The organism is Variovorax sp. BGA-UO-ETr-C22 (assembly GCF_059567965.1).
The window spans coordinates 708,025-727,052 of record NZ_JCAQPA010000009.1 but is presented as its reverse complement, the minus strand read 5'-3'; the positions used below and the strand labels follow the sequence as shown (position 1 = coordinate 727,052).

The following is a 19,028-nucleotide window of genomic DNA, read 5'->3' as shown; positions in this document are numbered from 1 at the left end:
TGTCTTTTCTTGCTGACTTGTCTCGCTGCGCAGTCCCTGTCCGTCAGGCCAACGCCGCCGCGCCGATGAAGTTCTTGCCGCGCGCCCCGTCCATGGCGCGCGCGATCATGGCCGCCGCTTCGCTGTCCGCCACGCCATAGTCGGCAAACTCGGTCTTCACGCCAAGCCCCTGCAGAAAAGCCCGCAGTCGCTGCGTGGCGGTCGCCAGGTCGGTGCCGAACAGCAGCTGCAGTGTCCGGTCGCGGTCGGGCGAGCGGGCCCACGCTTTTTCCAGCACGAGAGGCAGCGTGAACGAGCAGGCGATGCCGTGGGCCAGGCCGTGGCGCAGCGTCATCTCGTAGGAGATGGAGTGCGCCAGCGCCGTCTTGGTGTTGGAAAACGCCATGCCGGCCTTCAGCGCGGCCAATGCCATGCGCTCGCGCAGGTCGAGGTTGCCCAGGTCTTTGAGCAGCGCCGGCAGGCAGTCGAAGATGTCGCGCACAGCCGAGACGGCGAAGGTGTCGGAGACCGGGTTGGCGTTCACGTTCCAGATCGCTTCGAGTGCGTGCGACAGCGCATCGAGCCCCGTCGACACCGTGGTGCCCGCGGGCACCGAGAGCATGAGCTCGGGGTCGACGATGGCGGCCTCGGGCCAGGTGGCGTCCAGGTGCAGCGAGTACTTCTTCTGGTTGTCGGCGTCCCAGATGGTGGCCCAGGGCGTCACCTCGCTGCCGGTGCCGGCGGTGGTCGGCACGGCGATCAGCGGCTTGACGCTGGCGGGCACGAAGGGCTTGCCGGTGGCCAGCAGCGCAACGAGTTCGTCGAACTGCCCGTTGGCCGTGCCCACCATCAGGGCCTTGGCCGTGTCGATGGCGCTGCCGCCGCCGACCGCCACGATGGCGTCGCAGGGCGCGTCCGACTGCCAGAAGGTGTTGTACAGGTCGCGCAGGTGGGCGACGTCGGGGTTGGGGCGCACGTCGTCGATCACGGTGACGAGCGCGTCGCCCAGCAGCGCCTGCAGGCGATCGACCAGGCCGAGGCCGCGGGCCTCGGGGAAGGTGACGAGGGCGACGCGGCGCCCCGCCAGGAGCGAGGGCAGCCGTGCGAGGCTGCCTCGCCCGGAATGAATGGACACGGGGTTGCGGTAGGCGTGGGGCATGTTTTTTGTCTCCGGTTTCTGTCTGGGCCGCAGTGTCGAAGCGGCGTGCCGGGGCGTCCAATCGCATTTCGCGCGTGCAACCCGTCCAAAACCGATGGATGCCTTCGGGAAAGCCTGCATAGGCGCCAGCGCCGCATCTGAGGGAGGCTCGGCGCACGCCCCTCACGATCGCCCCATGTTTCACCAGTACTACAAGTGGATCCGCTGCTTCCACGCCGTCGCCAAGACCGGCGGCTTCACCACGGCCGCGCGCTACCTGCACATCGGCCAGCCCACCGTGACCGACCAGGTCAAGGCGCTGGAAGAGCGCTTCAACGTCGAGCTGTTCCTGCGCAGCGGACGCACCGTGCGGCTCACGGCCGCGGGCGAGCAGCTGTATGCGATCACGCAGGGCCTGTTCGGGCAGGAGGAAGAGGCGATGCAGTTCCTGCAGCGCGCTCACAAGCTGCGCACGGGGCTGGTGCGCGTGGGCGCGGTGTCGCCGCCCATCGCGCTGGAGCTGGCGCGCAGCTTCAAGCGCAGCCACGCCGGGCTCGACCTGACGGTGTCGATCGGCTCCGAAGCCTCGACGCTCGGCGGGCTGCAGGACTTCGACATCGACGTGGGCATCCTCGTGGAGCCGCCCGAGATCGAAGGCCTGCACCAGGTGCCTTACCGCGTGGAGCGCATCGTGGCCGTGGTGCCCGCGAAGCACCCGTGGGCCAAGAAGCGCACCATCGCCACGCGGGACATCGCGGGCGAGCCGGTGATCCTGCGCGAGCCCGGCTCCAAGACGCGCCACCGCGTGGAGCGCGCCTGCGCGCAGCAGGGCGTACAGATGAATTGCGTGATGGAGATCAACAGCCGCGAGGCCATCCTGCACGCCGTGGCCAACGGCATGGGCGTGGGCTTCGTGACGCAGATCGAGTGCATTCCGCTGCCCGGCCTGAAGATGGTGGAGATCGACGACGACGAGCTGTCGATCAGCTACTCGCTGTGCTGCCTGGCGGTGCGCAAGGACCGGCCGCTGATCCGCGCGCTGTTCGAGGTGGCGCAGCAGGGCGACGACACAGGGGATTGAACGGGGTTTCGTCGCCGGCGGCACACCCCGCGGCGGGCTTCTTCGCTATCCTGCCGTCTGGCCCCAGACGAAGGATCGACCTTGAACTTGCACCCCGCCCTCCAGGACGCCGCCGCGCGCGACTTCGGCACCCTTGCCGACCTGGTCCGCCTCCACGCCCAGCACACCCCCGAGCGCCCCGCGCTGGCCGATACCCAGCAGACGCTGGACTACCGCGCGCTCGATGCGCTCATGGACCGCATCGCCGCCGCCCTGCAGCGCGACGGCCTGCGCGCCGGCGACGCCATCGCGGTCTGCGCCGCCTCGTCGGTGCCCTATGCCGCCGTGTTCCTGGGCGCGCTGCGCGCCGGCGTGGCGGTGGCCCCGCTGGCCCCCGGCTCGGCGCCCGCCAGCCTGGCGCGCATGATCACCGACGCCGACGCGCGCCTGCTGTTCACCGACGCCTCGGCCGCCGAGGTGGTGGGCGCCGCGCAGGCCACGGGCCTGCCGCACATCGCGCTCGACGGCGCCGATGTCGGCCGCGCGCTCGACGACTGGCTCGCGGCGCCCGGCGCGAAGCCGGAACCCGTCGAGGTGCAGCCCGACTGGGCCTTCAACATCATCTATTCGTCGGGCACCACCGGCGAGCCCAAGGGCATCGTGCAGGGCCACGGCATGCGCTGGTCGCACATCCAGCGCGGCGCCAAGTACGAGTACGGGCCCGAGACGGTCACGCTGCTGTCGACGCCGCTGTACTCCAACACCACGCTGGTGGTGTTCTTCCCCACCCTCGCCTTTGGCGGCTGCGTGGTGCTGATGCCCAAGTTCGACGCGCTGGGCTACCTGCAGCTGGCCGTGCAGCACCGCGTGACGCACACCATGCTCGTGCCGGTGCAGTACCAGCGGCTGATGGCGCACCCGCGCTTCGACGCGCACGACCTGTCGACCTTCCGCCACAAATTCAGCACCAGCGCGCCCTTCAACGCGGCGCTCAAGGCCGACGTGCTCAAGCGCTGGCCGGGCGGGCTGGTCGAGTTCTACGGCATGACCGAAGGCGGCGGCACCTGCATCCTGGAGGCGCACCTGAACCCGACCAAGCTGCACACCGTGGGCCAGCCCGCGCCGGGCAGCGACATCCGCCTGATCGACGAGGAGGGCAACGAGCTGCCGCGCGGCGACACCGAGGTGGCCGGCGAGGTGGTGGGCCATTCGGCCGGCATGATGACCGGCTACCACCGCCAGCCCGCGAAGACGCGCGAGGCCGAATGGTTCGACGCCACCGGCAAGCGCTTCATCCGCACCGGCGACGTGGGCCGCTTCGACGCCGACGGCTTCCTCACGCTGTTCGACCGCAAGAAGGACATGATCATCAGCGGCGGTTTCAACATCTACCCGAGCGACCTCGAAGGCGTGCTGCGCGGCCATGCGGCGGTGGCCGACGTGGCGGTGGTCGGCGTGCCGTCCGAGCAATGGGGCGAGACGCCCGTGGCCTTCGTGGTGCGCCGCGAGGGCGACGCCACCACCGAAGAGGCGCTGCTGCAGTGGGCCAACGCCCAGGTCGGCAAGACCCAGCGGCTGGCGCGCCTGCGCTTCATCGACGAGCTGCCGCGCAGCGCGATCGGCAAGGTGCTCAAGCGCGAGCTGCGCGACCTGAGTGCCTGAGTGAGCGCCACAAGCACCGACACCGCCCCGCCCGAACACGGCGGCGGCAACGGCCTGCTGTGGGTGCTCGTGGCCGTCGCGGTCGTGTTCGCCTTCGTGCGCCCGCGCGCGCCGATGGACTGGCTGCGGCTGGTCGACTGGCAGACCGTGGGCGCGCTGGCGGGCCTGCTCGCCATCACGCAGGGCGTGGAGAAGAGCGGCATGCTGCAGGCCGCCGCGCGGCGCCTGCTGGCCCACACGCACAGCCAGCGCGGCCTGGCGATGGCGCTCACGGCCACGGCCGCGCTGCTGTCGGCGCTGGTGACCAACGACGTGAGCCTGTTCCTGCTGGTGCCGCTCACGCGCGTGCTGGCCGTGCAGGCCCACCTGCCGCTGGCGCGGCTGGTGGTGCTGCAGGCGCTGGCCGTCAACGCGGGCTCGGCGCTCACACCCATCGGCAACCCGCAGAACCTGTACCTGTGGCACCGCTCGGGCGAGAGCTTCTTCGGCTTCATGGCCATGATGGGCCCGACCGTGGCGATCATGCTGTTCTGGCTCTTCGTGGCCGTGTGGTGGCTGGTGCCGCGCACGCCCATCGCGCTGCGCGAGGAGACCGAGGCCGCGCCCGTGCAGCCGCGCCTGCTGGCGCTGGCCGGCGTGCTGTTCGTCGGCTTCGTGGTCGCGCTCGACCGCCACTGGCTGCTGCCCGGCCTGGGCGCGGTGTTCGGCGTGCTGCTGCTCACCTACCCGCGCGTGCTGCGCGGCATCGACTGGGCCTTGCTGGCCATCATCGCGCTGATGTTCGTCGACCTGCGCCAGGCCGCCGAGCTGCCCGCCATCGCGGCGCTGCTGGGCCACTGGCCCATCGGCGAGGGCTGGCGCGCCTACCTGGCGGCCATTGCGGCCTCGCAGGTCATCAGCAACGTGCCGGCGGCGATCCTGCTCGACCGCTACGTGCACGACCTGCCCGCGCTGGCGGCCGGCGTGAGCGTGGGCGGCTTCGGCTGCGTGCTGGGCTCGCTGGCCAACCTCATCGCGCTGCGGCTGGCCAAGCTGCCGCACGGGCTGCGCGAGTTCCACCGCATCAGCATTCCCTTCCTGCTGGTGTGCGCGGCCTCGGCGCTGCTGCTGCGGCTGGGGTGATGACAGGCGGCGGGGCGGCGCGGACAATCGCTCCCGCCATGCACACGCCCGCCCCCGTCCTCTCGCTGCGCGACTACACGCCATCGCGCGGCAGCCACGCGCACGACCACTTCCAGGTGCTGCTCGGGCTCGACGGCGTGCTCGAGATCGAAGTCGAAGGCCGCGGCTCGGGCATCGGCACGGGCCAGGCCCAGGTGGTCGCACCCGGCGACCGGCACGACTTCGAGGCCCGGCGCGGCGGCAGCGTCTGCCTGGTGCTCGACACGCCGCACGCCCCGTGGGCACGCTGCGTCGAACAGCCGCCGGCCGATGCGCCCCGGCTGCACGCGCTGGCCCGCTACCTCGCGCACTGCCTGCAGCAGCCGCAGCACGCGGCGCTCGCCCTGCAGCACGGCCCGGCGCTGCTGCTCGAGGCCTGGGGCGCCGCGCCCTCGGTCGCCGACACGCGCCGCCGCCGCATCGACTGGCCGGCCCTCGCGGCCTGGGCGCAGGCGAACTGGCACCGGCCGCTGGGCGTGGCCGACCTGGCCGAGGTCGCCTGCCTGAGCCCCAGCCAGTTCGCGCAGCGCTGCCGCGAGGAACAGGGCCAGAGCGCGATGCTCTGGCTGCGCACGCTGCGGCTGGCCCATGCGCGCGAACTGCGGCTCGAAGGCCTGAGCGTGGCCGAGACGGCGCGCCGCACGAGCTACCGGTCGCCGTCGGCGCTCACGGCCGCGCTGCGCCGCTGACACCGTCGTTGCGCGACGACGCACCGTCGGCCCGCGACGAGCGCGGCGCGTAGCCTCGGCGTCCATGCCCGCCACCTTCTACGCCCTGCTCGCCATCGCGCTGTGGGCCACGCTCGCCACCTTCGGCACCGCGCTGTCGCACCTGCCGCCCTTCCTCTTGACCGGGCTGGCGCTGATCGTCGGCAGCGTGCCGAGCTGGCCGCTGGTGCTGCGCGACCGCCGCGCCTGGCGCGTGCCGCCGCGCACGCTGGCGCTCGGGGTGTACGGGCTCTTCGGCTTTCACTTCTTGCTGTTCATCGCGCTGCGGCATGCGCCGCCGGTCGAGGCCAACCTCGTGAACTACCTCTGGCCGCTGCTGATGGTGGTGCTGGCGCCGGTGCTGCTGCCGGGCGTGTCGCTGCGCCCGCTGCATGTGGTGGCGGCGCTGCTGGGCTTTGCGGGCGCGGCCATCGCGATCCTCGGCGCGCGCGGCGGCAGTGCGGCGCTTTCCGGCGCGCCCGCCACGTACTGGGGCTTCCTGCCGGCGGCCGGCTCGGCCTTCATCTGGGCCAGCTACTCGCTGTGGACGCAGCGCGTCACGCCCTTCCCGACCTCGGCCATTGGTCTCTTCGGGCTGGTGTCGGGCGCGCTCTCGCTGGCCTGCCATGCGCTGCTGGAGCCGTCGGTGGCGCTGTCGGCCAAGGACTGGCTGCTGGTCGCGCTGTGCGGCCTGGGCCCCTTGGGCGCGGCCTTCTTCGTGTGGGACATGGCGCTCAAGCGCGGCGACGCGCGGCAGATCGGCATCCTGAGCTACCTCACGCCGCTGGCCTCCACCGCGCTGCTGCTGGCCGTGACCGGCCGGGCGCTCACGGCCAGCATCGCGCTGGCGGCGGCGCTGATCATCTCGGCCGCCGTGATGGGCACGCGTGCGAAATGAGACAAATCAGGGCGATGCCCGACAGAGCTTGTCGTTTTTTGTGGCTAGAGTGGAGGCTCAGGAAAAAGGAGTCACCCCCATGGATCAGAAGAACAACAAGACCGAGGATTTCGAGATCACGCCCAAGCTGGTGTTCGACATGAACCTGGCGCTGTACCTCGACCTGGTGGCCGCGCTGGAGGGCGCGGGCGCCGTCACCTACCGGCAGATGGCGGCGCGGGTCCTGAACATCAGCATGGACGCCCGCACCGACGGCGACACCCACCTGTCGACCGTGCTCGAAGGCATCGCCCAGGGCTTCGCCGGCCACGGCGACGGCCTCTCGATCGAACTGCTGAAGGCCGCGCGCGGGCTGCGCGAGGACGATGCGATGGGCGACATTCCGATGCGGCCCACCGACGATTGAGGTTCGGGGCGCCGCGGCGCCCCTTTGGTTATTCCTCGGCGACCTGCAGCACCAGCTTGCCGAAGTTCTCTCCCGCGAACAGCTTGTTCAGCGACTCGGGGAAGGTGTCGAGGCCCTTCACGATGTCTTCCTTGCTCTTCATGCGGCCGTCCTTCAGGTAGCCGGCCATCTCGGCGATGGCGATCGGGTAACGGTCGGCGTAGTCGAACACCACGATGCCTTCCATGCGCGCGCGGTTCACGAGCAGGCTCAGGTAGTTCTTCGGGCCGGCGGCCGGCATGCTGTTGGCGTTGTTGTACTGGCTGATGGCGCCGCAGATGATCACGCGGGCCTTGCGCGCCAGGCGTGCCAGCACCGCGTCCAGGATGTCGCCGCCGACGTTGTCGAAGTAGATGTCCACGCCCTTCGGGCAGTGGGTCTTGAGGCCTTCGCGCACGGCGCCCGCGCCGGCCTTGTAGTCGATGCAGGCGTCGAAGCCCAGCTCTTTCACCACCCAGTCGCACTTGGCGGCGCCGCCGGCGATGCCGACCACGCGGCAGCCCTTGATCTTGGCCAGCTGGCCCACGGTCTGGCCCACGGCACCGGCCGCGCCCGAGACGACCACCGTTTCGCCTGCCTGGGGCATGCCCACGTCCATCAGGCCGAAGTAGCCGGTCATGCCGGGCATGCCCAGCACGTTGAGCCACTGGGTGATGGTGCCCACGCGCAGGTCGACCTTCACGAGGCCGTTGCGCTTGATCTGGTCCTGCGGGATCAGCATGTATTCCTGCACGCCGAGCGTGCCGTACACGGTGTCGCCCACGGCGAACTGCGGGTTCTTGGAGGCCACCACGCGGCCGATGCCGCCGGCGCGCATCACCTCGTCGATGGCCACGGGCGGGATGTAGCTCTTGGCGTCGTTGAGCCAGCCGCGCATGGCGGGGTCGAGCGACAGCGACAGCGTCTTGACGAGCACGCCGCCCTCGTCGGGCTGGGCCACGGGCTCGGTGCTGAAGCGCCAGTGCTCGCGCGTGGCCGTGCCCTCGGGGCGCTTGGCAAGACGGACCTGGTGGTTGGTGAGGGCGCTGCTCATGGTGTCTCCTTGATGGGTGAATGTGCCGGGCATCGGCGACGCAGCCGCATCGTAGTCGCGGGCCCCGACCCCGCGCGTAGCGCAGGCGACAGCCCGCGCGCGCCCTCCGGGCACCCTGCTATGGAAGCAGGAGCAGCCCGTACGCCGCCGCCGTGGCGACGCCCAGCACGGAGGCCACGGCGCCGACGCGCCGCGCCCAGCCGGGCCGGTAGCTCACGAGGCCGACCACCACGAGCGCGGCGGCCGTGAGCGCGCCCAGCCACAGCACCCAGCCCATGGCCGGCCCGCGCAGGCGCAGCGCGGCGACCAGCGACAGCCCCAGCAGCGCCGCACCGCCCAGCTGCTGCCAGGGCCGCGACGGGCCCGGCGTGCGGCCGCGCCCGTGGGCGTCTTCGTAGTGACGGTCCATCGCCAGGCTCAGCGTGACGAAGCCGCCGAGCGCCGACGCGAACAGGGCGCACACCAGCGCGAAGGTGCTCATGGGCAGCACCCCCGCGCCGGAAGCCCCGCCCTCACCGGACGACGAAGCTCAGCGTGGCGACGTGGCGCGTCTGCGTGTAGGGCTTGCCGTCCCAGCTGCCCTTGCCGTCCTTGTCGGTGTGGTTCACCTCGACCACGTACTGGCCGGGCCAGGGCGTCTGCAACGTGACTTGGCCGGCGTCGTCGGTGGTGAACTTCTTCTCCCACTTGGGCGGGCCGAACACGACCACCTCGGCCTTGGGCAGCGGCTTGCCCGCCAGCAGCAGCGTGAAGCTGTTGCTGTTGGCGGCCTGCGGCACGAGCTCGAGCGTGTGGCGCGCGACGGTCTCGGTGCGGCCGGTGCGCGCCTGGTAGAGGCTCGCCACGCCCTTGTCGCTGACGTAGGCACCCACGAGGCGCGCGTCGCCGCTGGCGTCGGCCTTGACCACGAAGTGGTCGGCATGGCGCGTGGCCGGCGTCTGCTTGCCGTCGGCGGCGATGCCGCGCGGCGCGCTGACCAGCTTCAGGTGACCGGCCTCGGTCTCGCGCAGGTCGTCGGCCCATTCGCCGAAGTAGGCCTTGGCCTCGCCGCCCGCGGCGGGCTCGAGCCAGACGAAGTGGGCGTGCGCGGCGCCCGAGAAAACGAACGCGGCCGCCGCGAGGGTGGCAAGGGAGAACAGGGGTTTCTTCATGGTCGATGCTCCAGGTAGTGATGGCATGGTTGAGACGGAATGGAAGACGGCTTGTTCAGAACTTGGCGCGCAGGGTCAGGCTCACGTTGCGCGGCTCGCCCCAGAACACGCTGTCGTAGAAGCCCACGTTGCGGTAGTACTTCTTGTCGAAGACGTTGCGGATGTTCAGCTGCGCCGTGACGTTCTTGTTGATCTCGTAGCTGGCCATGAGGCTGAAGACCGCGTACGCCTTCTGCGAGATGCGCGGCAGCGGGTCCTTCATGCTGAACAGCGGCGGCTGCCCATACCACGACTCGCCGTAGATGCCGCTTTGCGCCGTCATGTCGCCGCCGACCTTCAGGCCGCGCCAGGCGCCACTGAAGCGGTAGGCGGTCGACAGGCGCAGCAGGTGCCTGGGCTGGTTGGGCACGGCACGCGCGCCCTTGGCGGTCTTGGCATCGAGGTACGTGTAGCCGGCGGCCACGTTCCAATCGGGCGTGATCTGGCCCGACACGTCGAACTCGAGGCCGCGAGCCGTCACGCCGTCGCCGCTGGCCACGTAGGCCTGGCCGCCGTCGGGCAGGCGAAAGCCCGCGGGCACGCTGCGGTCGAGCTCGGCCAGGTTCTTCTTCTTGACCTGGAACACGGCGGCCGATGCATTGAGCGCACCGCCGAAGTACTCGCCCTTCACCCCCAGCTCGGCGCTGGTGCCGGTCTCGGGCGTGAGGTACTGGTCGTTGCGGTCCTTCGAGGTCTGCGGACGGAACAGCGTGGTGTAGCTCGCATACAGCGAGTGCTGCTTGTCCAGGTCGTAGACCACGCCGACATACGGCGTGACCTCGTCCTTCGACTCCGACTTGCCCGTGGTGCGCGTGTACTGCAGCGCCGTGTTGTAGGCGTGCGTGTAGCTGCGGTAGTTGCTCACGCGCGCGCCGACGATCACGTTCAGCGGGTCGGTGAGGCTGAAGCGACCCGCCACGTAGCCGCCGTTGAGCTGCGTGAAGCCCACGGTCTTCGAGCCGTCGGCCAGGAAGATCGGGCGCGGGATGTTGCCGGTCCACGTGCGGTAGTCGGGAATGGCCTCGGGGTACGGGATCACCGGCGTGCCGCCCTGCGAGGTGTAGGTCTGGTTGCCGCCGTTCCATCCGGCGATGAAGGTGTGGCGCCGCCCGAACAGGCTGAAGGGGCCGGTGGCGTACAGGTCGAAGTTGTCGTTGACGTACTCGCCCTCGCCCCACACGCCGCTCCACAGCTTCATGCCCTGGCCGGTGAAGCGGTTGGGGTAGCCCGCGCCGCCGTTGGCCACGGTGGTGTTGTTGGTGCTGGTGGTGCGCGCATAGCCCAGGTGCACCTTCCAGTCGTTGTCGAAGCGGTGCTGCAGCGAGACGAAGGCCGTGTGCTGCTTGTTGGCCCAGGTGCTCCACGGCGCGCTCAGGCTGGTGTTGCGCGGCAGGTTGGCGAGCGTGCCGTCGTGGTTCCAGTACGGAATGGCGCCCCAGGTCGCGCCCGAGGGCTTGTTGTCCTGGAAGTCGATGCCGGCGGTGAGCAAGGTGGAGCGCGTGAGGTCGGCCTCGACGATCACCATGCCCACGGTCTTGCGCTCGTGGTACAGGTCCATGTACGAGTCGCGGTCCTGCCAGGCCAGCGCGGTGCGCGCGCGGATGCGGCCGTCGGCCGTGAGCGGCACCGACAGGTCGACCTCGGCGCGCTTGTGGTTCCAGCGCCCGTAGCTGAGCGAGGCGCTGCCCTGGAACTCGCGCGTGGGGCGCTTGCGCACCGAGTTGATGGTGGCCGACGGGTCGCCCGTGCCGCCCATGAGGCCCGTGGCGCCGCGGATGACCTCGATGCGGTCGTACAGCACGGTGTCGGACAGCGGCGAATTCGGGCCGCGCGGCATGCCGTCGATCTGGAAGTTGTTGATCGAGAAGCCGCGCGCCGAGTAGTTCACGCGCTCGCTGTCGGCCTGCCCGACCATGATGCCGGTGGTCTGGCCCAGCACGTCGTCGATGCGGGCGCTGCCCAGGTCGTCCATGCGCTCGCGCGTGATCACGGTCACCGACTGCGGCGTCTCGCGGATCGACAGGTCCATGCGGGTCGCGGTGGAGGCCTGCTCGACGGTGTAGGAGCGGCTGCCCTCGGTGCGGCCGCTGCGGTCGCCCGAGACGGTGACCTCGGACAGCGCCGCGCCGCTGGCGGCGGGCTGTTGCTGCTGCGCGCTGACGACGCCGCAGCAAAGCAGGGCGACGAGGGCCACGGGAGACCGCCGGAAGCGGGCGCGTGAAAACGAATGCTGGTTCATGGCATGAAGAAAGGGGGCGGCCCGACCCGTGAGATCGGCAACGCCCGTTGGCAGGAGATGGCTAGCGACGCACCCGGCCGCGAAGGGACCGGCAGCGACCTGGCTGCGGAGAAAAAACGCGGTGCGTCAGTAGGTGCCGCGCAAGGTCACGAGCAGGTGGCGCGGGGCGCCGTAGAAGCTGCTGCTGGTGCTGGTGCGGTAGCGCGTGTCGAAGACGTTGTTCAGCGCCACCGACACGGCGAGGTGCTTGTTGATCGGGTAGCGCGCCATGAGGTCGAGCGTGGTGTAGGCCTGCTGCGTGAAGCGCGCGTGGCCCGAGGGGCCCAGGCCCGTGCTGTAGGTGTCGCTCTGCCAGTTCAGGCCGCCGCCCACCGTGAGGCCGTTGCCGATGCCGGCGATGCGGTAGCTGGTGAAGAGCTTCAGCAGGTTCTTCGGCACCTGCGTGTTCAGCCGCTGGCCGGCCGCGTCGCGTGCCACGCTGTGCGCAAAGCCGCCGCCGACCTGCCAGCCGGGCAGCAGCTCGCCGGCCACTTCGAACTCGTAGCCGCGCGTGGTCGTGCCCTTGGCGGCGCGGTAGGCGGCCGAGCCGTCGGGCGCGAATTCGTTGTCCAGGCGCACGGCGAGGTTGTCCTGCTTCACCTGGAACACGGCGGCGCTGAGGTTGAGCCGGTCGTTGTGGAAGGCGCCCTTCACGCCCGCCTCGTAGGCGTGCCCTTCGAGCGGGTCGAGGTAGGTGCCGCTGCGGTCCTTGCTGGCCTGCGGCTTGAAGATGCTGGTGTAGCTGGCGTAGGCCGACCAGTGCTTGTCGAGATCGACCACCACGCCCGCGTACGGCGTGACGACGCCCTTCTCGCTGCGCGTGGTGAGGGTGGCGGCGCGCTGCAGGGGGACGGTGCGCGTCACGTCCTTCCAGTCGCTCGCGCGCGCGCCGACGATGACAGAGAGCGCATCGGTGGGCCGCAGCCGCACCGTGGCATAGGCGCCCGACTGGCGCGTGGCGGTTTCCTGGCGGCCGGTCACGGGCTGGTGCGGCTGGGCGGGCAGGTCACCGGTCCAGGTGTTGAAGTTCGCGATCCACGGATCGAAGCCCGCCACGTTCCAGCCCGCGTACAGCGGCGCGTCGCTGTGCGTGCGCGAGGCGTTGTAGCCCAGCACCAGCTCATGGCGCCGGCCGAGGAGTTCGAAGGGGCCGCTGGCGTACAGGTCGAATGCGTTCTGCACCGGCACCGCGTTCCAGCGGTTCGTCCACAGGCCGAGCCCCGCACCGGTCGCGCGGTCCATGTAGCCGCGCAGCGCGTAGCCGATGACGTCGTCGTAGGCGCGGCGCGAGCGGTTGAAGGCGGCGTGCACGGCCCAGCCGTTGTCGAAGCGGTGGTCGAGCGCGGCGAAGTACTGGCGCTGGTCCTGGTACGAATGGGCCCAGCGCGCGGCGGCGCTGCGCGAGCGGCCGTAGCTGGCCTCGCTGCCGTCACTGAAGTACAGAGGCAGGCCGGCGCGCGCCACGCCGTCGTTGTCGTGACGCTGCAGCTCGAAGCCGGCGCTCAGGCGCGTTGTGCGCGCGAGGTCGGCTTCGACGATGCCGTAGAACAGGCGCTTCTTTTCGTGGTGGCGCTCGATCCACGAATCGCCGTCTTGTACAGCCGCGACCACGCGCGCGCGCACGCGGCCGTCGGCGGTGACGGGCCCGCCGATGTCGAGCTCGGCGCGCTGCCGATTCCAGGTGCCTGCGCTGAACGAGGCGCTGGCCTGCCACGCGTTGCCGGGGCGCTTGCGCACGAGGTTGACGGTGGCCGCCGGCGTGCCCACGCCATTGAGCAGGCCGGTGGCGCCGCGCACCACCTCGACGCGGTCGTAGAAGGCCAGGTCACCGGTCTGCAGCAGCCAGGTGCCGGCCTGCGGGATGCCGTCGACCTGGTAGTTCTCGACCTCGAAGCCGCGCGCATAGACAGCGTTGGCGTCGGTGCCGGCGTTGCCGCTCTGCACGAAGCTCAGGCCGGGCGCCTGGCGCAGCACGTCGCTGATCTGGCCCAGGCCCTGGTCGTCGATGCGGTCGCGCGTGAGCACGCTGACCGATTGCGGCGTTTCGCGCAGGCTGAGTTCGAGCCGCGTCGCGGTGCCGATCCCGCCGTCGGTGGTGTAGGAGCCGGTGCCTTCGGTGACGGTGCCGGTGTCGCGCCCGCCGGTGACCGTGACCTCGCTGAGCGCGCCGCCCGCAGCGGGCGCTTCGGCCTGCGGTTTCGGACCCGGCGGGCGCTGCGCCGCGACGCGCAGCGCGTAGCCGCCCGAAGCACCGCGCACCGCTTCGAGGCCGCTGCCTTCGAGCAGCTGCAGCAGCGCCTCGCGCGCCGTGTAGCGGCCCTGCAGCGCGGGCGCACGCTTGCCGCGCACGACCTCGGCATCGACGCCGAGCAGCAGCCCCGTGCGCACGGCGAGCGCGGTCAGCGCGCTGCTCAGCGGCTGCGCGGGCTGGTGCCACTCGAAGGCCGCATCGGCGGCGGGCGCTTGCGCGGCAGCCGGCGCGGTGAGCAGCACCAGGCTCGCCAGCGCGAAGGCACGGCGCAGGCGATGCCAGCGCTGCGCGGTCTCGGTCGGGTCTGCGGGTCCTGTCATGGTGTGGTGAATCTCTTTTCACCACCTATGACAAGCGGGCACGGGAAACGGGTAGCGGTGTGCGCGGAAAAAAGTTCGACCGCCCGGTCACGGCGGCGCCGTGGTGGTCACCCGCACCAGCCACGGCGACAGCGTCGACACGCGCAAGCTCGGCAGCGCGCTGGCGAGCAGCGCGAGCGCGGCGTCGCTTTGCTGGATCGGCAGCACGCCGGTGAAGCGCAGCGCGCCCAGGGCCTCGTCGTCGGCCACCAGCAGGCCGGGCCGGTGCCGGCCGAGCTGGCGCAGCACCTCGACTACCGGCGCGTCGTCGAACACCAGCCGGCCCTGCGGCCAGGCCAGGCCGCCGGGCGCGGCGGGCACGGTGTCGGTGGTGACGCCGCGGCGGTCGAAGCGCACCTGCTGCCCCGCCTGCACGTCGACCCAGCGGTCGTCGCCGCCCTCGAGCGGCTGCACGCGCACGCGCGATTCGGTGACGGTGACGAGCGTGTCGTCCGCCTCGCGCCGCACGGCATAGCGCGTGCCCAGCGCCTGCGCGCTGCCGTCGCGGTCGACCACGGCAAAAGGCTTGTCGCCGTGCGCGACCTCGACGAAGACCTCGCCGCGCAGCAGCTGCACGCGGCGCACGCTGCCCGACAAATCGATGTCGATGGCCGAGTCGCTGTTCAGCGCGACACGGCTGCCGTCCTCGAGCGTGAGGTGGCGGATCTCGCCGGTGCCGGTGCGTTCATCCGCCAGCCAGGCCTGCCACGGCATCGCGGCGCCCGCCACGAGCAGGCAGGGCAGCAGCACGAGCGCGCCCAATGCCTGGCGCGACAGGCCGCGCCTCGCAGGTTGCGGCGCAGGCGTGTCGGGCGTCACCGCCTCCCACATGCGGCGCATCTCGGCCAGGAGCCGCGCATGGCGCTCGTCGAGCGCGCACCACGCCGCGCAGGCGGCGCGCGTGGCGTCGTCCACGCTGTCGTCGGCGAGGGTCACGGCCCACAGCGCCGCCTCCTCGCGCAGGCGCTCGGCTGCCGCGTCAGGCATGGGCCGGGGCGTCGGCGCTTTCCGTCTCGGGCACGGCCGCGGCCATGCGGCCGTGGCAATGCGCCAGCACCTTCGCGAGGAACTGCTTCACGCGCGTCTCCGACACACCCAGTTCGGCGGCAATCTCACGGTACGAGCGGCCTTCGACGCGCGCCATCAGGAAGGCGGTGCGGCTCTTCACGTCGAGCTCGGTCGCCAGCAGCGCGAGCACCTGGCCCAGCAGTTCGCGCGCGCAGGCCTTGTCCTCGGCGCTCGGCGCGCAGGCGTCCTCGGCCATCAGCGCCACGGTGCGCAGCACCTCGGCCTCGACCTGCATGCGGCGAAAGCGGTTGATCATCAACCGGCTGGCCACCACCTGCAGGAAGGCACGCGGCTGGCGCAGCACCGGCTGTTGCGGCAGCTCGATGAGGTTGAGAAAGGTGTCGTGCGTGAGATCGGCCGCGGTGAAGCCGCAGCGCAGGCGGCCCAGCAACCAGCTGCGCAGCCAGCCCTGGTGGTCGACGTACAGCTGCCGGACTTCCGGATGGGACATGGTGTGAAGGGGCATCGCGGGTAGCGACGCAATTGAGAGTTATTCTCATTATAGATTTGTAAAGTTTGTCCTGTCCCCCGAAACGTCTCATTCCGCATGAGGCACCGCGCGGGCTACCCGTTTCCGCGTCCCGCACGTCTTAGCAGCATGACCCTCGTTTTCTTCCGCAAGGGCGCCCGGTGACGGCGCCCGCTTCCCGTTCGCGCGCCGGCACACGCCTGCGCATCGCCGCCTTCGCGGCCCTGGCCCTGGCCGCCGCCGCGGTGGCCTACGTTTGGGCGAGTCCGCGCGACCCCGGCTGGGACACCGCCGTGCTGCGCCGCGGCGACATCGAAAGCAGCGTGACCGCCATCGGCACGCTGCAGCCGCGCCGTTATGTGGACGTGGGCGCGCAGGTGTCGGGCCAGATCCTGCGGCTGCACGTGCAGCCCGGCGACCCGGTGAAGAAGGGCCAGCTGACGGTGGAGATCGACCCCAGCGTGCAGCAGGCCACAGTGGACGCCGGCCGCGCCTCGCTCGCGGGGCTGCGCGCGCAACTGGCCGACCAGCATGCGCAGCACCGGCTGGCGCGCCAGCAGTTCGCCCGCCAGCAGCAGATGGCCGCCGAGGGCGCCACGCGCGCCGAAGACGTGCAGACCGCCGAAGCCACGCTGGCCTCGGCCGCCGCGAAGATCGCGCACCTCGAAGCCCAGATCGCCCAGACCCAGGCCACGCTGAAGGCCGATGAAGCCCGCCTGGGCTACACGCGCATCTACGCGCCGATGGCCGGCAGCGTGGTCTCGGTGCAGGCGCGCGAAGGCCAGACGCTCAACGCCACCTACCAGACGCCCGACATCCTGCGCGTGGCCGACCTGTCGAGCATGACGGTGTGGACCGAGGTCTCGGAAGCCGACGTGCGCCGCGTGAAGCGCGACATGGCCGTGTACTTCACCACGCTCGGCGCCGACCGCCGCCGCTGGGAAGGCACGGTGCGCCAGGTGCTGCCCTCGCCGCCCGTGCCCGCGGGCAAGAGCGGTGGCGACGCGCCGCAGGCGCCGGCCGCCAGCAAGGTCGTGCTTTACACGGTGCTGTTCGACGTGGACAACGCCGACGGCGAGCTCATGCCGCAGATGACCGCACAGGTGAGCTTCGTCGCCGCCTCGGCGCGCAACGTGGTGGTGGCGCCGCTGCCCGCGCTCACGGCCGTGAAGGGCCAGGCCGGGCACTTCACCGCGCGCGTGCTCGGCCCCGACGGCCAGCCCGCGCCGCGCGAGGTGCGCATCGGCGTGCGCGACCGGCTCTCGGGCGAGGTGCTCGAAGGCCTGGCCGAGGGCGAGCGCCTCATCACCGGCGAGCGCGCGGCCGGCGGCGGCACGCGGAAGTTCCAGCTGTGAGTGCGGCCGAGACGAAGACGACCCCGCTGATCGCGCTGCACGACCTGCGCAAGTCCTACGGCGGCCACGACGGCGCGCCGGCCGTCGAGGTGCTGCGCGGCATCACGCTGGAGCTGCATGCGGGCGAGTTCGTCGCCATCGTCGGCAGTTCGGGCTCGGGCAAGTCGACGCTGATGCACCTGCTCGGCTGCCTCGACCGCCCGACCGGCGGGCGCTACCTGTTCGCCGGCCAGGACGTGGCCGGCATGGACGCCGACGCGCTCGCGCGGCTGCGGCGCGAGGCCTTCGGCTTCGTGTTCCAGGGCTACCACCTGATCTCCACCGAGTCGGCGCAGGAGAACGTCGAGATGCCCGCCATCTACGCCGGCGCGGCGCCTGCCGAGCGCGCCTCGCGCGCACGCGGGCTGCTCACGCGCCTGGGCCTGGGCGAGCGGCTGGGCCACCGGCCGCACCAGCTCTCGGGCGGCCAGCAGCAGCGCGTGTCGATCGCGCGCGCGCTCATGAACGGCGGGCGCATCGTGCTGGCCGACGAGCCCACGGGCGCGCTCGACTCGCGCAGCGGCGAAGAGGTGATGGCGCTGCTCGACGAGATGGCCGCCGCCGGCCACACCGTGATCCTCATCACGCACGACCGCGAGGTGGCGCAGCGCGCGCGCCGCGTGATCGAGATCCGCGACGGCAGCATCGTGTCGGACAGCGGGCGCGCGCCCGTCGAAGCGCCACCAGAGCCACTTCCGCTGCCCTCGCCCACGCACACAGCCGACGCCGCCGACACCCCGCGCGCCCTGCTCTCCGAACTGCACGAGGCGCTGCGCGCGGCCTGGCGCGTGATGTGGATCCACCGCTTTCGCACTGGCCTGACATTGCTGGGCATCGTGATCGGCGTGGCCTCGGTCATCGTGATGCTCGCGGTCGGCACCGGCTCGCAGGAGGCGGTGATGAAGCAGATCTCGCTGTTCGGCGCCGACAAGATGTACGTGGCCGCCATTCCCGACAGCGCGCGCGGGCGCGGCGGCAAGCTCACGCTGGCCGACGTCGACACCATCCGCCGGCTGCCCAACGTGCGCGTGGCCATGCCCTACATCGAGGGCTTCGTGGTCGCGCGGCGCGGCAACGTGGACCACCGCACCGAGGGCGGCGGCGCCACCACCGACTTCGAACAGGCGCTGAAGTGGCCGACCGCGCGCGGCATCTTCTTCGACGAGAGCGACGAGCAGAGCCTGGCCAAGGTCGCGGTGATCGGCGAGCGCGTGCAGGCCGCGCTGTTCGCCGACGGCACCGACCCGGTGGGCCAGCGCATCCTGCTGGACAACGTGCCCTTCGACGTGCTGGGCGTGCTCGCCGCCAAGGGCGCGGGCGGCGGCCAGGCCAGCGAGGACGAGCGCGTGATCGTGCCCTTCTCCACCGCCGCCGCGCGGCTGTACGGCAGCAACCATCCGACCTGGGTGGCGGTGGCCGTGCACGACGTCGACAAGGCCTCCGAGACGGCGGCCGAGATCGTCGAGGTGCTGGCCGCGCAGCGCCACGTGCGCGACGTGCAGGTGTTCAACCAGACCGAGTCGATCAAGGCGCGCGCGCAAACCCAGCGCACCATGACGGTGATGCTCGGGCTGATCGCGGCGGTGTCGCTGGTGGTCGGCGGCATCGGCGTGATGAACGTGATGCTCATGACCGTGCGCGAGCGCACGCGCGAGATCGGCATCCGCATGGCCACGGGCGCACGCCAGCGCGACATCCTGCGGCAGTTCCTGGTCGAGGCGGTGCTGGTCACGGTGACCGGCGGCATCGCGGGCGTGGCGGGCGGGCTGCTCGTGGGCGCCGCGCTCATCGTGTGGAGCGTGCCGGTGATCTTTTCCCTCACGGCCATCGCAGGCGCCTTCGGCTGCGCCGTGCTCACCGGCCTGGTGTTCGGCTTCATGCCGGCCCGCAAGGCCGCCGCGCTCGACCCGGTCGCGGCCCTGTCTTCCGAATGACG

16 protein-coding genes are annotated in these 19,028 nt (G+C 71.3%); 8 read left to right on the top strand and 8 right to left on the bottom strand.

Annotated elements, in window-relative coordinates:
- Positions 1 to 43: 43 nt before the first annotated feature.
- Entirely contained in the window at positions 44 to 1,138 is a 1,095-nt protein-coding gene (gene psrA / locus AC57B8_RS12925) for an iron-containing alcohol dehydrogenase PsrA (RefSeq protein ID WP_496479807.1), read from the bottom strand.
- 175 nt (positions 1,139 to 1,313) lie between these two features.
- Between psrA and AC57B8_RS12920 the strand changes: the two genes are divergently transcribed.
- The 6 genes from AC57B8_RS12920 (at position 1,314) to AC57B8_RS12895 (ending at position 7,011) form a co-directional block, all read left to right on the top strand.
- Positions 1,314 to 2,198: a LysR substrate-binding domain-containing protein gene (locus AC57B8_RS12920; protein WP_496479806.1), complete on the top strand. Its 885-nt coding sequence runs from the start codon at positions 1,314 to 1,316 to the stop codon at positions 2,196 to 2,198.
- An 87-nt stretch (positions 2,199 to 2,285) separates the two neighbouring features.
- Positions 2,286 to 3,839 carry a class I adenylate-forming enzyme family protein gene (locus AC57B8_RS12915; RefSeq protein ID WP_496479863.1) on the top strand — a complete coding sequence of 518 codons (1,554 nt, stop codon included), beginning with the start codon at positions 2,286 to 2,288 and terminating at the stop codon, positions 3,837 to 3,839.
- Positions 3,840 to 4,961, top strand: coding sequence for an SLC13 family permease (locus AC57B8_RS12910; protein ID WP_496479805.1), 1,122 nt, complete (start codon positions 3,840 to 3,842; stop codon positions 4,959 to 4,961). It begins immediately after the preceding gene.
- A 38-nt stretch (positions 4,962 to 4,999) separates the two neighbouring features.
- Positions 5,000 to 5,689, top strand: coding sequence for a helix-turn-helix domain-containing protein (locus tag AC57B8_RS12905; RefSeq protein WP_496479804.1), 690 nt, complete (start codon positions 5,000 to 5,002; stop codon positions 5,687 to 5,689).
- A 64-nt stretch (positions 5,690 to 5,753) separates the two neighbouring features.
- Positions 5,754 to 6,605, top strand: a complete 852-nt coding sequence (locus AC57B8_RS12900) for a DMT family transporter (protein ID WP_496479803.1) — start codon at positions 5,754 to 5,756, stop codon at positions 6,603 to 6,605.
- Positions 6,606 to 6,684: 79 nt separating this feature from the next.
- Positions 6,685 to 7,011 (top strand): hypothetical protein, encoded by a 327-nt coding sequence (locus AC57B8_RS12895; RefSeq protein WP_496479802.1) that lies wholly within the window; start codon positions 6,685 to 6,687, stop codon positions 7,009 to 7,011.
- 28 nt (positions 7,012 to 7,039) lie between these two features.
- Here AC57B8_RS12895 and AC57B8_RS12890 read toward each other — a convergent pair whose 3' ends face one another.
- The 7 genes from AC57B8_RS12890 to AC57B8_RS12860 all read right to left on the bottom strand — a co-directional run bounded on the left by AC57B8_RS12890 (position 7,040) and on the right by AC57B8_RS12860 (position 15,680).
- On the bottom strand, positions 7,040 to 8,083 hold the full coding sequence (locus AC57B8_RS12890) for an NADP-dependent oxidoreductase (protein ID WP_369645443.1): 1,044 nt from the start codon (positions 8,081 to 8,083) through the stop codon (positions 7,040 to 7,042).
- Between the two features lie 118 nt (positions 8,084 to 8,201).
- Positions 8,202 to 8,564 (bottom strand): DUF3325 domain-containing protein, encoded by a 363-nt coding sequence (locus AC57B8_RS12885; RefSeq protein WP_447747628.1) that lies wholly within the window; start codon positions 8,562 to 8,564, stop codon positions 8,202 to 8,204.
- Positions 8,565 to 8,595: 31 nt separating this feature from the next.
- Positions 8,596 to 9,234: a DUF4198 domain-containing protein gene (locus tag AC57B8_RS12880; protein WP_095747033.1), complete on the bottom strand. Its 639-nt coding sequence runs from the start codon at positions 9,232 to 9,234 to the stop codon at positions 8,596 to 8,598.
- Between the two features lie 55 nt (positions 9,235 to 9,289).
- Entirely contained in the window at positions 9,290 to 11,467 is a 2,178-nt protein-coding gene (locus AC57B8_RS12875; RefSeq protein WP_496479801.1) for a TonB-dependent siderophore receptor, read from the bottom strand.
- A 171-nt stretch (positions 11,468 to 11,638) separates the two neighbouring features.
- Positions 11,639 to 14,122 (bottom strand): TonB-dependent siderophore receptor, encoded by a 2,484-nt coding sequence (locus tag AC57B8_RS12870; protein ID WP_496479800.1) that lies wholly within the window; start codon positions 14,120 to 14,122, stop codon positions 11,639 to 11,641.
- Positions 14,123 to 14,209: 87 nt separating this feature from the next.
- Entirely contained in the window at positions 14,210 to 15,148 is a 939-nt protein-coding gene (locus tag AC57B8_RS12865; protein WP_496479799.1) for a FecR family protein, read from the bottom strand.
- On the bottom strand, positions 15,141 to 15,680 hold the full coding sequence (locus tag AC57B8_RS12860; RefSeq protein ID WP_496479798.1) for a sigma-70 family RNA polymerase sigma factor: 540 nt from the start codon (positions 15,678 to 15,680) through the stop codon (positions 15,141 to 15,143). Before AC57B8_RS12860 ends, AC57B8_RS12865 begins: the two co-directional genes overlap by 8 nt.
- Positions 15,681 to 15,859: 179 nt before the next feature.
- Between AC57B8_RS12860 and AC57B8_RS12855 the strand changes: the two genes are divergently transcribed.
- Entirely contained in the window at positions 15,860 to 17,053 is a 1,194-nt protein-coding gene (locus tag AC57B8_RS12855; RefSeq protein ID WP_496479797.1) for an efflux RND transporter periplasmic adaptor subunit, read from the top strand.
- On the top strand, positions 17,050 to 19,026 hold the full coding sequence (locus AC57B8_RS12850; protein WP_496479796.1) for a MacB family efflux pump subunit: 1,977 nt from the start codon (positions 17,050 to 17,052) through the stop codon (positions 19,024 to 19,026). Before AC57B8_RS12855 ends, AC57B8_RS12850 begins: the two co-directional genes overlap by 4 nt.
- Positions 19,027 to 19,028 lie beyond the last annotated feature (2 nt).

What these genes read in the sequence shown, in the direction of transcription:
- AC57B8_RS12900 (WP_496479803.1), top strand. Translation starts at nt 5,754, where the DNA reads ATGCCCGCCACCTTCTACGCCCTGCTCGCCATCGCGCTGTGGGCCACG.
- AC57B8_RS12905 (WP_496479804.1), top strand. Translation starts at nt 5,000, where the DNA reads ATGCACACGCCCGCCCCCGTCCTCTCGCTGCGCGACTACACGCCATCG.
- psrA (WP_496479807.1), bottom strand. Translation starts at nt 1,138, where the DNA reads ATGCCCCACGCCTACCGCAACCCCGTGTCCATTCATTCCGGGCGAGGC.
- AC57B8_RS12870 (WP_496479800.1), bottom strand. Translation starts at nt 14,122, where the DNA reads ATGACAGGACCCGCAGACCCGACCGAGACCGCGCAGCGCTGGCATCGC.
- AC57B8_RS12920 (WP_496479806.1), top strand. Translation starts at nt 1,314, where the DNA reads ATGTTTCACCAGTACTACAAGTGGATCCGCTGCTTCCACGCCGTCGCC.
- AC57B8_RS12895 (WP_496479802.1), top strand. Translation starts at nt 6,685, where the DNA reads ATGGATCAGAAGAACAACAAGACCGAGGATTTCGAGATCACGCCCAAG.
- AC57B8_RS12860 (WP_496479798.1), bottom strand. Translation starts at nt 15,680, where the DNA reads ATGTCCCATCCGGAAGTCCGGCAGCTGTACGTCGACCACCAGGGCTGG.
- AC57B8_RS12890 (WP_369645443.1), bottom strand. Translation starts at nt 8,083, where the DNA reads ATGAGCAGCGCCCTCACCAACCACCAGGTCCGTCTTGCCAAGCGCCCC.
- AC57B8_RS12885 (WP_447747628.1), bottom strand. Translation starts at nt 8,564, where the DNA reads ATGAGCACCTTCGCGCTGGTGTGCGCCCTGTTCGCGTCGGCGCTCGGC.
- AC57B8_RS12880 (WP_095747033.1), bottom strand. Translation starts at nt 9,234, where the DNA reads ATGAAGAAACCCCTGTTCTCCCTTGCCACCCTCGCGGCGGCCGCGTTC.
- AC57B8_RS12865 (WP_496479799.1), bottom strand. Translation starts at nt 15,148, where the DNA reads ATGCCTGACGCGGCAGCCGAGCGCCTGCGCGAGGAGGCGGCGCTGTGG.